Here is a 15000-nt window from a genome sequence, read left to right as displayed (position 1 = left end):
GTTGGGCGTAGATGTCGCAATCCACACCGAACCCAGAAGGCCCTCACCCGTTCAAGCACCCAGCACGCGTGTCACCAACGTCCCGGGACAGCACAGCTAGCCGGTGCCCTCGCGCGCGTGCAGCGCCGCCGCGACCACCGTCCGGGACTGGTGCTCGACCTGGTGCTCCAAGGGCACCCAGCGGGCACGGAACCGCTCCGCGAAGGCGTCGCTCCAGGTCGCCACGAGGTTCTCCAGCTGCTTCGCCGCCCGCTCGTCGGTCCCGCGCAGCACCCGCCGCAGCATGGCCGCCGCCCGCAGCGGCACGCGCCGCGCGAACGCGTCCACACTGCCGACGTACGCCATCGTCCGGTCGGCGGGCGGGGTCTGCACCAGGTCGGCGGCCAGCCCCGGCACCAGCTCCAGACCCCACCGCGCGGCCCGCAGCAACGGCCCGTCCAGCTCCGCGAGCCGGGGCAGCGCGCCCTCCAGCACGCGCGTCACCTCCAGCGCGTCCCGCTGCAGCCGGCGCGCGAGCCGCCCGATCGCCGCCGCCGGGGCCGGGTGCGGGGCCGGGTCGTCCACCAGGTCGCTCGCCCACATCGGCACCTCGACCACGGCGGTGAGGCCGCCGTAGCGGTGGGCGTGGAACCAGGTGCTGTGCCGCGCGTCGTCCGGCAGGCTCGGGTACGCCGGGCCGATCCCCGGCGCGGGCATCACGTGCACGCCCGGCCCCGAGGCGGGCCAGCCCGCGGCGTCCGAGGCACCGGTCTCCACGGGGATGTGCAGCTCCGCCGCGGACTTGGCGAACGGCTCGGCGAGTCCGGGCACGTCCTTGGTCAGCTGCACCCAGCTGCCGCCCAGGTCCGTGCCGTGCAGGGTCACCTGCAGATAGGGGCGCAGCTCGTCGATGACGCCGGTCAGCGCGCGGGTCTCGGGCGGCAGCCGGTCGGGCGGCAGCACGGACGGCGCCCACTCCGGCTGCTCGGGGCCGGCGGGCCGGAAGAAGCCGAGGTGGTAGTCGAACAGGGTGCGCGGCGCCGGAGTCACATGCAGACTCGCCCCGTCGGGGTCGGCGCACAGCAGGAAGTGCCAGGAGATGCCGTCGCGCAGCTCCCGCTGCTCCAGCACGCGGCGGGCGAGCGCGAGGAGCGTGCAGGAGCCGGTCGGCTCGTTGGCGTGGGCGCCCGCGACCACCAGCACGGCGCGGCGGGCCCGGCCCACGGACAGCAGGTGCAGCGGTCGGCCGGCCCGCGAGGCGCCCACCTGCCGCAGCGTGCACTCGCCGGGGCGCTGGGCGGTCAGCGCGCGGGCGGCGCGGACCTGTTCGGTCACCGTCGGGTAGCGCAGCTCCGGCAGGACACTCACCCCCGTCACATCCGCCCGAGTTCGCCATCGCAGTACCCCACGGCCGTGGTGCGGTGTCAAGGGCGCGACGGGGGAGGCTGCAGGGGGCGCCCGGAAGCACGGTCCCGCGGTGCCGGGCCCCGCCCGCATGCGGCCCCACCCGCGCGCCCTGCCGACCACGGCGGCCATACCGGCCCGCCGCCGGTCATGGCCTCGGGCCTCGTGGACCTGCCCCCGGCCCCGCCCGCCCCACGGCCGCGGTCCGCGGGACCAAGTACCTGCCCCGGGGCGGGCGCGCGGGCGCGCGCCCCTCGTCGCCGAGTGCCTGCGCGGCGACGTGTGTCGGGCTCGCCGGGCCGGTAGCGGGTGGCCCCGGTCGTGGACTCGGGGTCGGGGGCCTGCCCCCGGGGTCTCGCTCGCCTCCGCGACTGCGGTTCGCGGGACCGAGTACGTGCCCGGGAGGCGGGCGCGCCCTCGTCGGCCGAGCGCCTGCGGCGAGTGTGTCGGCCCCGCCGGGCCGTCGGCGGATGGCCGCCGGTCATGGCCTCGGGCCGCGGGCTTGCCCCCTACCCCGCTCGCCCCCGCGGCTGCGGTTCGCGGGACCGAGTACGTGCCCGGGAGGCGGGCGCACGGGCGTGTTCCTCGTCGCTGCGCGCCTGCCCGGCGGCCTCTGGCCGGGCCTCCCCGACCCCTGCCCGAGAGGACTTCCGTGTCGCCGCCCTGGCGGACAGCCCTGCCGCGCCGGCGCGGGTCCCTCCCGCGGGCCTGTGGGGGCCGCCCCGAGGGCAGTCCCCACCGTCGCCCGGGTCAGTCGTCCACCTTCTCCAGCAACGCCACCGGGCGTTCGGCGAACAGTTCCGCCACGGGCGCGTGGTCCGCGTACTCGCGGTCAGGGCGCAGGACGTCCGCCCAGCGCCCGGGCGGCAGCGGCAGCCGGGTCTCCCGCCAGCCGCCCGCCTCGGCGAGCCGCAGCGACAGGCGGGTCACGGCCGTCACCACCTCACCGGACCGGGCGAACGCCAGGCAGTGCCCGGCGGCCGGGCCCTGCGCCGGCAGCGCCATGTAGGTGGCGGTGTCGCCGAACGCGCCGGGCCGCCTCGCCCGCAGCCCCAGGGCCGCCCGGGTCACCGCCGCCTTCTCACCCGACGTGCCGCCGGAGTCCGCGGGTGGGAAGCCCACCGCCCGCCGGTTGTCGGGGTCTACCAGGGCGCGGTACTCGGCCTCCGTGCCCTGGTAGACGTCCGGCACGCCCGGCATCGTCAGCTGCACCAGGGCCGTACCCAGCACGTTGGCCCGGATGTGCGGGGCGAGCGACTCCCGGAAGGCGGCGATCCGCTCGCCCGGCGCCCCGCACGGCCCGGCCGCCACGAACCGCGCCACCGCCTCCTCGTACGGCGGCTCCTGCTCGGTCCAGCTGGTGAACAGGCCCGCCTCGCGCACGTGCTTCAGCAGCGCACCCTGCACCCGCTCGGCGGTCCCGTCGGCCGGGCCCAGTCCGAAGACCGTCTGCCAGGCCGCCCAGGCCAGCTGCGCGTCCGGCACGCCCTCGCCGGAACGGGTCACCTCGGCGAGCACGTCCGCCCAGCGGTCCGGGCACTCGGTGAGCACGTGCAGCGCCGCCCGGACGTCGGCGCTGCGCTTGGTGTCGTGGGTCGAGGCCACCGTGCCGGTCGCCGGCCAGTCGCGCTGCACGCGCGCGCAGTACGCGTGGAACTCCTCCGGCGACAGCGCCGGAGCCCCCGGGTTCCCGCCCACCTCGGTCGCCGACAGCAGCGGCACGTACCGGTAGAACGCCGTGTCCTCGACGGACTTCGCCCGCAGTGCCGACGAGGTCTGCGCGAACCGCGTGCGGAACTCCAGCTGGGCGGGCCCGTCGCCGTACCGTCCCAGCACCAGATCGCGGACGACGTCGACCGCACCGGCCTCCTCCGGCACCGCGAAGGCGAGCCGGGCCTCGGCCGCGGCCTCCTCGGTGACCAGGGACGCCGCGTCGACGGACTCGTACGGGCGGTAGACCTCCATGCGGACCAGGAGCTCCTGGAGCGCCGTGCGCAGCGCCCAGGGCGCGCGGTCGCGCAGGGCCGGCTCCGGCGAGGTCGCGCACAGCCGGGTCACCACCCGCGTCAGCCGCTCCGTCTCGGTCGCCAGCTCGTGCGTGAGCACCTTGTACGCCGCCCGCCGCACGGTCGCGTCCCACTGCCCGCCCCGGTCCGTCTGCGGGGCCGCGAAGCGCCGGTACTGGCCGAGCAGCTCCCCGAAGCCGGCCGGGTCCGTGAAGACCCCGTCCACGTGCCGCAGGGCGTCGTAGCCGGTCGTGCCCGCGACGGGCCAGGAGGCCGGCAGGTGCTCGCCGTCGGCCAGGATCTTCTCCACGACCGTCCAGCGCCCACCGGTCGCCTCGTGCAGCCGGCGCAGGTAGCCGTCGGGGTCGGCGAGCCCGTCGGGGTGGTCGATGCGCAGCCCGTCGATCACGCCCTCGTGGAGCAGCTGGAGGATCTTGTCGTGGGTGGCCTCGAAAACCTCGGGGTCCTCCACCCGCACCCCGATGAGCTCGGAGATGCTGAAGAACCGCCGGTAGTTGAGCTCGGTGCGGGCCAGCCGCCACCACACGGGCCGGTACCACTGCGCGTCCAGCAGGTGCGGCAGCGGCAGGTCCTCGGTGCCCTCGCGCAGCGGGAACACGTGGTCGTAGTAGCGCAGGACGTCCCCGTCGACGCGCAGCTCGTCGAACACCTCGCCCAGGGGCCCGCCGAGCACGGGCAGCAGCACCTGGCCGTCCTGGGCCTCCCAGTCGATGTCGAACCAGCGCGCGTACGGCGACTTCGGGCCCTCGCGCAGCACCTCCCACAGGGCCCGGTTGTGGCGCGGGGACATCGCCATGTGGTTCGGGACGATGTCCACCACCAGGCCGAGTCCGTGCTCGCCCGCCGTGCGCGCCAGCGCCCGCAGCCCGTCCTCGCCGCCCAGCTCCTCGCGCACGCGCGCGTGGTCGACGACGTCGTAGCCGTGCGTCGAGCCGGGCACCGCCTCCAGGACGGGGGACAGGTGCAGGTGCGAGACGCCGAGCGAGGCCAGGTACGGCACGGCGGCCGCGGCGGCTCCGAACGGGAACTGGGGCTGCAGCTGCAGCCGGTACGTGGCCGTGGGCACCACCGGGTCAGGACGCTCAGGTGTCATGGAGAGCTACGTACCCGCCCCGCGGCGGTTCGTGCCCCCGGGTCCCTCCGGGTGCGCCGCGCGTCGCCCGGACGAGTGGCTCTTCCGGGCGACGCGCGGCGGCGGGGTCCCGCCGGCCGCGGGGCCGGTTACACGGGCCGCTGGAGCACGGTCATGCTCCGGTCGGCGAGGGTGAGCCGGTCCCCGGCCTGCACCTTGGGACCGGTGTCCGACGGCACGCCTTCCGGCAGCGCCGTGTCGACCACGACCTCCCACTGCCGCCCGTGGTTGACCGGGACGACGAACTCCAGCGGCTTGGGGGAGGCGTTGAACATCAGCAGGAACGAGTCGTCCGTGATGCGCTCCCCGCGCGCTCCCGGCTCCGAGATCGCGTTGCCGTTGAGGAACACGGTCAGGGCCGACGCCTGCGCCGAGTCCCAGTCCCGCTGGGTCATCTCCCGGCCGTCCGGGGTGAACCAGGCGATGTCGGACAGGTCGTCGTGCGTGCCCTCCACCGGCCGGCCGTGGAAGAAGCGCCGGCGGCGGAAGACCGGGTGGTTGCGGCGCAGCCACACCATCGCGCGGGTGAAGCCCAGCAGCTGCCGGCTCAGGCCCCCCTCCTCGCCGTCCTCCGTCTCCTCGGGCCACTCCACCCAGGCCAGCTCGTTGTCCTGGCAGTAGGCGTTGTTGTTGCCGCGCTGGGTGCGGGCGAACTCGTCGCCGTGGCTGATCATGGGCACGCCCTGGGAGAGCATCAGCGTGGCGATGAAGTTGCGCATCTGCCGGGCCCGCAGCCGCAGCACGTCCGGGTCGTCGGTCTCGCCCTCGGCGCCGCAGTTCCAGGACCGGTTGTGGCTCTCGCCGTCGCGGTTGTCCTCGCCGTTGGCCTCGTTGTGCTTGTCGTTGTAGGCCACCAGGTCGTGCAGGGTGAAGCCGTCGTGGCAGGTCACGAAGTTGATCGAGGCCAGCGGACGGCGCCCGTCGTCCTGGTACAGGTCGGAGGAGCCGGTCAGCCGCGAGGCGAACTCCGCGAGGGTGCGCTGCTCGCCCCGCCACAGGTCCCGCACGGTGTCCCGGTACTTGCCGTTCCACTCGGTCCACAGCGGCGGGAAATTGCCCACCTGGTAGCCGCCCTCGCCGACGTCCCACGGCTCGGCGATCAGCTTCACCTGGGAGACCACGGGGTCCTGCTGGACCAGGTCGAAGAACGACGACAGCCGGTCCACCTCGTGGAACTGCCGGGCCAGCGTCGCGGCCAGGTCGAAGCGGAACCCGTCGACGTGCATGTCCGTGACCCAGTACCGCAGCGAGTCCATGATCAGCTGGAGCACGTGCGGGGACCGCATGAGCAGGGAGTTCCCGGTCCCTGTCGTGTCCATGTAGTAGCGGGGGTCGTCCGTCAGCCGGTAGTAGCGCGGGTTGTCCAGGCCCTTGAAGGACAGGGTCGGGCCCAGGTGGTTGCCCTCGGCCGTGTGGTTGTAGACCACGTCGAGGATCACCTCGATCCCGGCCTCGTGCAGCGCCTTCACCGCCGACTTGAACTCCAGCACCTGCTGGCCCCGGTCGCCCCAGGACGCGTAGGCGTTGTGCGGGGCGAAGAAGCCGATGGTGTTGTAGCCCCAGTAGTTGTTCAGGCCCATGTCGACCAGGCGGTGGTCGTTCACGAACTGGTGGACGGGCATCAGCTCCAGGGCCGTGACCCCGAGCTCGGTGAGGTGCTCGATGATCGCCGGGTGCGCGAGGGCCGCGTAGGTGCCGCGCAGCTCCTCCGGGAGCCCCGGGTGGCGCATGGTGAGGCCCTTGACGTGGGCCTCGTAGAGCACCGTGTGGTGGTACTCGGTGCGCGGACGCCGGTCGTCGCCCCAGTCGAAGTACGGGTTGACGACGACCGAGGTCATCATGTGCGGCGCGGAGTCGAGATCGTTGCGCCGGTCGGGATCGTCGAAGTGGTAGCCGTAGACCTCCTCGCCCCAGCGGATCGAACCGCTGATCGCACGCGCGTACGGATCGAGCAGCAGCTTCGCGGAGTTGCACCGCAGCCCGTGCTCCGGTGCGTACGGACCGTGCACCCGGAACCCGTACCGCTGCCCGGGCATGATGCCCGGCAGGTACGCGTGCCGCACGAACGCGTCGCTCTCGCGGAGCTCGATCGCCGTCTCCGAGCCGTCGTCGTGCAGCAGACACAGCTCTACTCGGTCCGCGGCCTCCGTGAAGACCGCGAAGTTGGTACCGGCGCCGTCGTACGTGGCACCGAGTGGATACGCCTCGCCAGGCCAGACCTGCATGGATACGACTCTTTCAGGTGTACGGCGCGGGTGGGGACGCCTTGGCCCCCGAGTCTCCCCGAAAGTGGGGGAACCTCCTGTGACTTATCTCCCTCCTACCGAGTGACCAGTGCATACGAGGTATGCCGAACCAATGGGGCAAAGACGTGCTCCCGGGGCTGTGGGGGAGCAGGGGGAAGATGTGCGCACCATAGTGCACCGCCACCTGGGCAAGGTCATGGCCGGGACGGACGGCGGGGGCACGGGTGCGGCACCGGAGCGGTCCGCCCGGCAGCAGGCCGGCGCCGGGCCGGGCATGGCGCCGGGCGTCGTGGAGCGGCCCGCGGCCGAGGGGGAGCGGGGCACCGGCCGCGACCCGCTGACCGACGGCGAACTGGAGCGGGCCGGGAAGATCGCCCTGAGCCGCCGGCTGTTCCAGGACAGCGAGAACGTCGACGGCGGGCGCGGCCCGCAGCTCCTCGGCGTCGACCTCGCCGAACCGGATCCCGGCGACGTCGGCGCCCCGGACGCGCCGCGCCGCGCCGAGGTGACCTACTACGACTACCGCGACGACACGCTCGTCACCCGGACCGTCGACCTCGGCACCGGCACGGTCGTGCGCACCGGCACGCTCCTGATCGCCGACCCGCTGGGCGCGGGCCTGAAGGACGACTACGAGGACGCCACCGGCGGGGAGCTCACCTCCCCGGACCGGCTCCGGCTCAGCGGCGCCGTCCACCGGGCAGCGCCCGGCGCCCGGCCCGCCGTCCTCGGCGACTGCGGCGAGCACCGCTGCGTCCGGCTCTTCCCGAAGGTCGAGAACGGGCCGTGGATCGACGCCCGGTCGCTGGTGATCGACCTCAGTGCCCGCAAGATCGCCCGGCTCGGCCGCTGACCCGGCCCGCCCGCCCGTCCACCCCGCTCCTTGCGAGGGAGTCGCCCCGTCATGCGCTCGTACACCACCAGCGGAGCCCGCACCCGGGCCGGCAGGGTCCGCACCCGGGCCGCCGTGGGACTGACCGCGGCCGCGCTCGCCGCCGGCGTCACGGCCGGCGCCGGCCCGGCCACCGCCCGGCCGGAGAACGCGCCGGCGCCGGCCGCCGCCTACTGCGGAGCCGCCCACCGCATCGAACAGAAGCTCTCCTCCGGCACCACCTGGCGGATGTGCTGGCGCTACGACAGCAAGGCGGGCCTGGTCCTGGAGGACGTCTCCTACCAGCCCAAGGGCGAACGCCGGCCCGTCAAGGTCCTCAACAGCGCCAGACTCGGCCAGATCCACGTCCCCTACGACGACGGCAGCGTCGAGTACGACGACCTGACCGGCTTCGACTTCGCCCAGGGGCTGATGAACCTGGCCCCCGGCGAGTGCCCCGGCGGCACGATCAAGACCGTCAAGGTGCCCGACTCCGTCAACGAGACCCCGACGATCAAGGGCCTGTGCACCACCACCCGCTCCCGCGGCCACGCCTACCGCATGCGGGGCGACACCGCGAACACGGTCCACCAGGCCCAGGGCAAGGACCTCCTGGTCCACAGCGTGAACCAGGTCGGCTGGTACGAGTACATGACCGAATGGCGCTTCCAGGACGACGGCGCGATCACCATGAGTGTCGGCGCGACCGGCAGCCTGTCCTGGGACGACTACGACGCCGGCGACGGCCGCGGCTGGCCCGTCGGCAAGGGCGCGGGCGCCCAGGCCACCAGCCACAGCCACAACGCCTTCTGGCGGCTCGACTTCGCCCTCGACGGCTCCACGAAGAACCGCGTCGAGCAGTACGACTCCACCGTCACCGCCCCCAGCGGGGGACAGCAGGCCCCCACCACCAGGACCACCCGCACGAAGATCACCAAGGAACTCGCGGGGGACATCAGGAACTACCGCTGGTGGCGCGTGGTCAGCGCGACCGGCAAGAACAAGGACGGACACGCGCGCTCCTACGAGATCGTCCCGGGGCCGACCACCAGGTACCCGGGACGCGGCTACACCAAGCACGATCTCTACGTCACGCAGTACAACCCGTGCGAGAAGTTCGCCGGCCGCAACCCCGGCGACTGCGGGCCCGGGGCCGGCACCTCCGTCGACAAGCGGGTGAACGGCCAGACCCTCACGCACCCCCTGGTCTGGATGAACATCGGCTTCCACCACGTCGCGCGCGACGAGGACCAGCAGCCGATGCCCGTCCACTGGCAGGGGTTCTCCATCGCCCCGCGCGACGTCACCGCCATGAATCCGCTCACCCCGGCCGAGCTCGGATGGCAGAACGGGCACTGGCAGCCGCGCCGTTGACGACGATGCTGCCCATCGGGCTGCACCGCCGACCGCTCCCGGAGTACCCTTCCTTGATCGTTGACAAGGGGAGTGCTCGGGGGAGCGGAAGGCGGTGCGCGGGTGGGCTCGGGAGGGCTGGAGCTGCCCCCTGGTGACGAGGGTCACGAGGGGAACTCCGCAGACGTCCCGACCGGTGCCGTGTCCCTGGCACGGCCGATGGACGCGCCGGGCTCGATCGGCCCGGAACTGGACTGGGACGCCGACGCCTGGCGCGAGGTGCGCACCCGCGCCCAGCGGGCCGGCCGGGCCTACATCTGGCTGAACCTCGTCGAGCAGCGGCTGCGCGCGGTCGTGGCCGCCGTCCTGCGGCCGGTCTACGAGCCGGTGCACGGCGACGACTGGGTGGTGGCCGCCGCCGGACCGGCCGGCCAGGAGTGGGTGCAGCGCGCGGTCGCGGTGCGCGAGGTCAGCCGCCGCAAGGGCTACCTGCTCGACCCGGCCGACGACAACGTGCTGTCCTTCCTCACCCTGCCGCAGCTGCGCGAGCTGATGGTGCAGCACTGGCCCTGCTTCGAGCCCTACTTCGACGACCGCCGGGACGTCGAGCTCGCCCTGGACGAGCTGGAGGTCACCCGGAACGTCGTCTCCCGCAACCGCGCCCTGTCCCAGGCCGTGCTGAACCAGGCCGAGCGTGCCTCGGCCCGGCTGCTGGAGATGCTCGGCGCGGGCGGTGACGTGCCCTCCGCGCGCCGGCTGCCCGTCGACGCCGTCGAGGACCTGGTGGGCGACCGGTACGCCGACGTCGTCGCCGTCCACTCCGACCGGGTGCGGCTGATGCGGCAGTTCCCGGCCGAGGACATCTTCGGCGGCGCCCGCCGCCTCGACGCCATCGGCATCGGCCTCAACCTGCTCGTGCAGAACTTCTCCGGCCGCCGCCTGGTCCGGCTCGCCGAGTCGGGCTGCCGGGTGCGGCTGCTGTTCCTCAACCCGGCCTCCAGCGCGGTCAAGCGCCGCGAGCGCGAACTCGGCATCAAGCGCGGCGAGCTCAGCCGGGCCGTCGAGATGAACATCCTGCACATGCGCCGGGTGCGGGCCCGGCTGCGCGACCCGGGCGCCTTCGAGATCCAGGTCTTCGACGAGACGCCCCGCTTCACCGCGTACCTGGTCGACGGTGACGGGGCGGACGGCATCGCGGTCGTGCAGAACTACCTGCGCCGGACGCGCGGTATGGAGGCGCCGGTGTTCGTCCTGCGCAACGGCAGCAAGGTGGTCAAGTCGGGCGAGCCCGACGAAAGCGGCCTCTTCCCCACGTATCGCGAGGAGTTCGAGATGATGTGGGCGGATTCGCGGCCGGTTTCGTGAACCGTGCACCGTTACGGGGCGGTTGTGCCGTTGCCGCCGCCTCCGAGCGGAACGCGTCCTCCGATTGTCAGTGGTGCGTGGGAAGGTGGAGGCCACTGGGGGAACGCACCACGAGAAGGGGGGCCCGCCCATGGGCTGGCACCGGGAGCTGCTGGTCGGCTTCGACCTGGAGACGACGGGCACGGATCCGCGCGAGGCGCGCATCGTCACGGCGGCCGTGATCGAGGTCAGGGGCGGGGAGCCGATGGGGCGCCGGGAGTGGCTGGCCGACCCCGGGGTGCCGATCCCCGAGGACGCGGTGGCGGTCCACGGCATCAGCAGCGAACGGGCGGCCGCCGAGGGCGGCCCGGCCGACCGGGTGGCGGACGCCCTCGCCGACGTCCTGACCTCCTACTGGAAGACGGGCGTGCCGGTCGTCGCCTACAACGCCGCCTTCGACCTGACCCTGCTCTCCGCCGAGCTGCGCCGCCACGGCCTGCCCTCCCTGCGCGACCGCCTGGGCGGCATGGACCCGGCCCCGGTCATCGACCCGTACACCATCGACCGCCGGGTCGACCGCTACCGCCGCGGCAAACGCAACCTCGAAGCGGTCTGCGCGGAGTACGGCGTCGTCCTCGGCTCCGCCCACGACGCCCTGGCCGACGCCCTGGCGGCGGCCCGTCTGGCCTGCGCGATAGCCGACCGCCACCCCAAGATCGCCACCCTCGGCCCGGCGGCCCTGCACCACCGCCAGATCGAGTGGTACGCGCAGTGGGCGGCGGACTTCCAGAGCTTCCTGCGCGGCAAGGGGGACGCCACCGCCCTGGTCGACGGGGCGTGGCCGCTGCGGGAGTTGGCGGACGAGCGGGCCTGACAGCAGCGCCCCGGCCCTCAGAACGGGTACCAGCGCACCGTCTCGTCCCCGTCCCGCAGGGACGCCACCCGCCGTTCGAACTCGGCCAGTGCCTTCGGGTTGCCCGGCGCGTGCTGGGCCACCCAGGCGCAACTGGCCGTCTCCCGCGCGCCGCGCAGCACCGAGCAGCCCTCCCAGGCCCGTACGTCCCAGCCGTACGCCTCCGTGAAGGACGCGTACGCCTCGTCCGGCAGTCCGTACCGGTCGTGGGAGAGGGCCATCACCACCAGGTCGTGCTCGCGCAGGTCCGAGGAGACCGTCTCCAGGTCGACCAGGACCGGGCCGTCCGGCCCGACGTGCACGTTGCGCGGCAGCGCGTCGCCGTGGATCACCCCCGGCGGCAGGTGCGGCGTCAGCGCGGCGGCCTGAGCGGCGAACGCGTCCCGCCGCTCGCGCAGGTACGCCGCGTCCGCGGGATCGACCGCGTCCCCCGCGAGCCGCAGCCAGCGCTCCACACCCCCCAGCAGATCACGCCCCGGAAGCGCGAACGGAGGAGGCGGAGCGGCGTGCACGACCCGCAGCAGTTCGGCCAGGTCCCGCGGTTCGGCGGGCCGTACGGCATCCGGCAGCCGGTGCCACACGGTCACCGGGTGGCCCTCCACCAGCAGCGGCTTCGGCTCGGCCGCCCGCACCGCCGGCACTCCGGCCTCCGCGAACCACACCGCGACGTCCAGCTCGCGACGCGCCCGGTCGAGCAGTTCGGCGTCGCGAGCGACCTTGACGACCAGGTCACCGGCGGCGAACACCGCGTTCTCGCCGAGGGCGAGCAGCCGTGCCTCACGGACCGCACCGGGCAGCACCCGCGCCGCCGCCAGTACGTCCCGTGCCCGTGCCTCGTCCATCGTCCGCCTCCGTCATCCGCACCGCTGCCGCCGGGATCCGGCCATCCTCCGGTCAGTGTCGCATCGGCACCGGCCGGGAGACGTGCGCGGTGCGACCCCGCCGGTGCCGCTCACGCACCTCATCGGCGCCGCGGGGACCGCCGCGGAGGCCTCGCGGGAGGCGGCACTGGCCCTAGCCGACGACCGAAGGTCGCGCGCCGGCTGGAGTTGTCGCCGGGGTCGGCGCCGGCGGCGGGCGAGGACCGGATCACCGTGCCTCTCCAGCCGCACGCCCAGGCCGCCGAGGCCGATGAGCGGCGCGTGTCGTGCCGCCGACCTCATCGACGGCGAACTGGCGTCCCACCGGGGCGAGTTCGCGCCGGGTGCCGCGCGCCGGGCCGTCGGTGGAGCGTGACGGCCCGGCGGGTGGGGGGCAGGCGGGCGTCGTCGGGCGTGGCGCCCGCGCGTGCCGCCCGACCCCCGGGGAAGCCGACGGGTCCCGCCGCGGTCCCGTGCCGTCACACCCTGACGGGCTCGCCCTCGTCGTCGCGTGCCGCCGGTTCCGCGATAGCCTGCGGCGTCTCGTCGTGGGTGAGGTCCGGCAGCCGGTGCAGCCACTTCGGCAGGTACCAGTTGCGCTCGCCGAGCAGCGCCATCACCGCCGGCAGCAGCACACCGCGGATGATCGTCGCGTCGATGAGCACCGCGGCCGCCAGCCCCACGCCCATCTGCTTCATGGACTGCATGGACAGCGTCCCGAAGATGGCGAACACGGCGACCATGATGACCGCGGCGCTGGTGACGACCCCGGCCGTGGTGACCACGCCGTGCCGGATCGCGTCGGTCGTCGGCAGGCCGCGCAGCCGGGCCTCGCGGATCCGGGAGACCACGAAGACGTGGTAGTCCATCGACAGACCGAACAGGATCACGAAGAGGAACAGCGGCAGCCAGGTGATGATCGCGCCGACGCCCTCGGCGCCGACCAGGGACGCGCCCCAGCCGTGCTGGAACACCGCCACGAGGATGCCGTACGCGGCGCCCACCGACAGCAGGTTCAGCACGATCGACGTCAGCGCGATCGTCAGCGAGCGGAACGACAGCAGCATCAGCGCGAAGGCGAACACCACGACGAACGCGAACACCGGTACGACGGCACCGGCCAGCTGGTCGTTGAAGTCCTTCGACCCGGCCACCTGCCCGGTGATCGGCGCCTCCACCCCGTCGACCTTGCCGAGCGTGGCCGGACGCACCTCGTCGCGCAGCTTGTCCAGGCTCACCCCGGCCTTGTCCAGGTCGGAGCCGCCCACCAGCGGCACGTAGACGAACGCCACGTTCTGCGCGTCGTGCAGCTTGATCTCCACCGGGCCGCGCGAGGCCCCCGAACTGATCGCCCGCTCCCGGAAGCCGGCGAGCGCGGACTGCACCTCGGGCGCGTTGATGTCGTCCGCCCTGACGACCACCTCGGCGGGCTCCGAGCCGCCCGGGAAGGCGTCGTTGAGCCGGTTGTACGTCTGCACGATCGGCAGCGAGTCCCCGAACTCCTGGTCCAGCGTGAGCTGCTGCGTCTTCATGCCGAGCGCGGGCGCCGCGATGGCCAGCAGCGCACCGGCCGCCACCACCACGGAGATCACCGGCCGGGCCAGGACGCGCCGCAGCACGGCCGTCCAGAACCGGCTGTCCTGGCCGCCGCCCCGCTTGCGCCGGCGCAGGAACGGTATGCGGCCCTTCTCCACGCGCTCCCCGAGCAGCGACAGCAGCGCGGGCAGGACGGTCACGGACCCCACCATCGCCACCGCGACGACCATCAGCGAGGCCAGCCCCATCGCCTCGAACTCGGCGAGCCCGGTGAACAGCATGCCCGCCATGGCCACGCACACCGTGACGCCGGAGACGACGATCGCCCGGCCACTGGTCGCCGCGGCGATCCGCAACGCCGTCTGCGCGTCCCGGCCGGCCTCGCGCTCCTCGCGCTCGCGGCGCAGGTAGAACAGGCAGTAGTCGACACCGACCGCCAGACCCACCAGCAGCATCACGGAGTTGGCGGTGTCGCTCATCGGCATGACATGGCTGACGACGGCCATCAGGCCCATCGTCGCCATGATCGCGGTGAGCGCCAGCGCCACCGGCAGCAGCGCCGCGACCAGCGCGCCGAACGCGATCAGCAGGATGCCGAAGGCCACCGGCACCGCCGAGTACTCGGCCTTCTTGAAGTCGTCCCCGAACGCGTCGTCGAACGTCTTCATCATGCTGGCGCCGCCGATCTCCGCGATCCGCAGCGACTCGTGCTCCCGCTGGACGCCCTCGACGGCCTCCAGCACCGGCTCCACCCGCTCGCCGGCTGTGTCGGACGCGCCCCGCATGTCGAACTGCACGAGCGCGCTGCGCCCGTCCTTCGAGATGGTCCCGGCGTCGTACGGCGACGTCACGTCGGTGACGCGGCCGGTAGCCTCGACGGCCCGGACGACCGCGGCGACGGCTTCGCGGAACTCGGCGTCCGTCGCCTTCGGTCCGTCGCCACCGGCCTGGATCAGCACCGTCTCACTGGCCGGCTCCTCGATCCCGGCGTCCTCGATGATCCGCGCGGCGGTGTGCGTCTCCCCCTTGAGCTGGTCGCTGTCCTTGACGTCGACCCGGCCGGCCGCCGAACCGAGCCCCATCGCCAGGACGACGAACAGCACCCAGATGCCGACGGCAGCCCATCGGTGCCGGGCGCTCCAGCCGCCGGCCCGGGCGGCGAGGCCCCGCACCCGTGTTTCTCCGTTCCCCATGACGGGCTTGCCCCCTCGTGATGCGGCGGCGGCCCCCTGCCGCCCCCTGTCGTCTCGAAGGTAGGGGCCGGATAAGGTCATCTCGTCGTGCTGGCCGGTGAAGCCGCACGGCCGGAACTCATCCCGATGGACCCGGCCCCCT

9 protein-coding genes are annotated in these 15000 nt (G+C 73.7%); 4 read left to right on the top strand and 5 right to left on the bottom strand.

What is annotated here, in order from left to right; genetic code table 11:
• Positions 1-96: 96 nt before the first annotated feature.
• The 3 genes from AC07DA_RS09355 to glgX form a co-directional block, all read right to left on the bottom strand.
• The gene (locus tag AC07DA_RS09355) at positions 97-1347 is read right to left on the bottom strand and encodes a M14 family zinc carboxypeptidase (protein ID WP_479126082.1); all 1251 of its coding nucleotides are present in this window, start codon (positions 1345-1347) and stop codon (positions 97-99) included.
• Positions 1348-2133: 786 nt separating this feature from the next.
• Positions 2134-4503, bottom strand: a complete 2370-nt coding sequence (gene treY / locus AC07DA_RS09350) for a malto-oligosyltrehalose synthase (RefSeq protein ID WP_479126080.1) — start codon at positions 4501-4503, stop codon at positions 2134-2136.
• Between the two features lie 128 nt (positions 4504-4631).
• Entirely contained in the window at positions 4632-6767 is a 2136-nt protein-coding gene (glgX, locus tag AC07DA_RS09345; RefSeq protein ID WP_479126078.1) for a glycogen debranching protein GlgX, read from the bottom strand.
• Positions 6768-6948: 181 nt separating this feature from the next.
• Here glgX and AC07DA_RS09340 point away from each other — a divergent pair, with 181 nt between their 5' ends.
• The 4 genes from AC07DA_RS09340 to AC07DA_RS09325 all read left to right on the top strand — a co-directional run bounded on the left by AC07DA_RS09340 (position 6949) and on the right by AC07DA_RS09325 (position 11230).
• Positions 6949-7641, top strand: a complete 693-nt coding sequence (locus AC07DA_RS09340; RefSeq protein WP_479126076.1) for a Tat pathway signal sequence domain protein — start codon at positions 6949-6951, stop codon at positions 7639-7641.
• 51 nt (positions 7642-7692) lie between these two features.
• Positions 7693-9033 (top strand): copper amine oxidase, encoded by a 1341-nt coding sequence (locus tag AC07DA_RS09335; protein ID WP_479126074.1) that lies wholly within the window; start codon positions 7693-7695, stop codon positions 9031-9033.
• Between the two features lie 72 nt (positions 9034-9105).
• Positions 9106-10377 (top strand): SAV2148 family HEPN domain-containing protein, encoded by a 1272-nt coding sequence (locus tag AC07DA_RS09330; protein ID WP_479126118.1) that lies wholly within the window; start codon positions 9106-9108, stop codon positions 10375-10377.
• A 130-nt stretch (positions 10378-10507) separates the two neighbouring features.
• Positions 10508-11230, top strand: coding sequence for an exonuclease domain-containing protein (locus AC07DA_RS09325; protein ID WP_479126072.1), 723 nt, complete (start codon positions 10508-10510; stop codon positions 11228-11230).
• A gap of 17 nt (positions 11231-11247) precedes the next feature.
• Here the strand turns inward: AC07DA_RS09325 and AC07DA_RS09320 are convergent, their stop codons facing one another.
• Positions 11248-12111, bottom strand: a complete 864-nt coding sequence (locus AC07DA_RS09320; protein WP_479126070.1) for a phosphotransferase enzyme family protein — start codon at positions 12109-12111, stop codon at positions 11248-11250.
• 497 nt (positions 12112-12608) lie between these two features.
• On the bottom strand, positions 12609-14858 hold the full coding sequence (locus tag AC07DA_RS09315) for an MMPL family transporter (RefSeq protein WP_479126068.1): 2250 nt from the start codon (positions 14856-14858) through the stop codon (positions 12609-12611).
• Between the last annotated feature and the right edge of the window lie 142 nt (positions 14859-15000).

The sequence above is a fragment of the Streptomyces sp. NPDC044921 genome (genome assembly GCF_056432865.1).
This window is presented reverse-complemented; position numbering and strand designations above follow the sequence as displayed.

Bases quoted from the DNA above. Each gene is read 5' to 3' on its own strand.
- treY (WP_479126080.1), bottom strand. From the start codon at position 4,503: ATGACACCTGAGCGTCCTGACCCGGTGGTGCCCACGGCCACGTACCGG.
- glgX (WP_479126078.1), bottom strand. From the start codon at position 6,767: ATGCAGGTCTGGCCTGGCGAGGCGTATCCACTCGGTGCCACGTACGAC.
- AC07DA_RS09335 (WP_479126074.1), top strand. From the start codon at position 7,693: ATGCGCTCGTACACCACCAGCGGAGCCCGCACCCGGGCCGGCAGGGTC.
- AC07DA_RS09325 (WP_479126072.1), top strand. From the start codon at position 10,508: ATGGGCTGGCACCGGGAGCTGCTGGTCGGCTTCGACCTGGAGACGACG.
- AC07DA_RS09320 (WP_479126070.1), bottom strand. From the start codon at position 12,111: ATGGACGAGGCACGGGCACGGGACGTACTGGCGGCGGCGCGGGTGCTG.
- AC07DA_RS09315 (WP_479126068.1), bottom strand. From the start codon at position 14,858: ATGGGGAACGGAGAAACACGGGTGCGGGGCCTCGCCGCCCGGGCCGGC.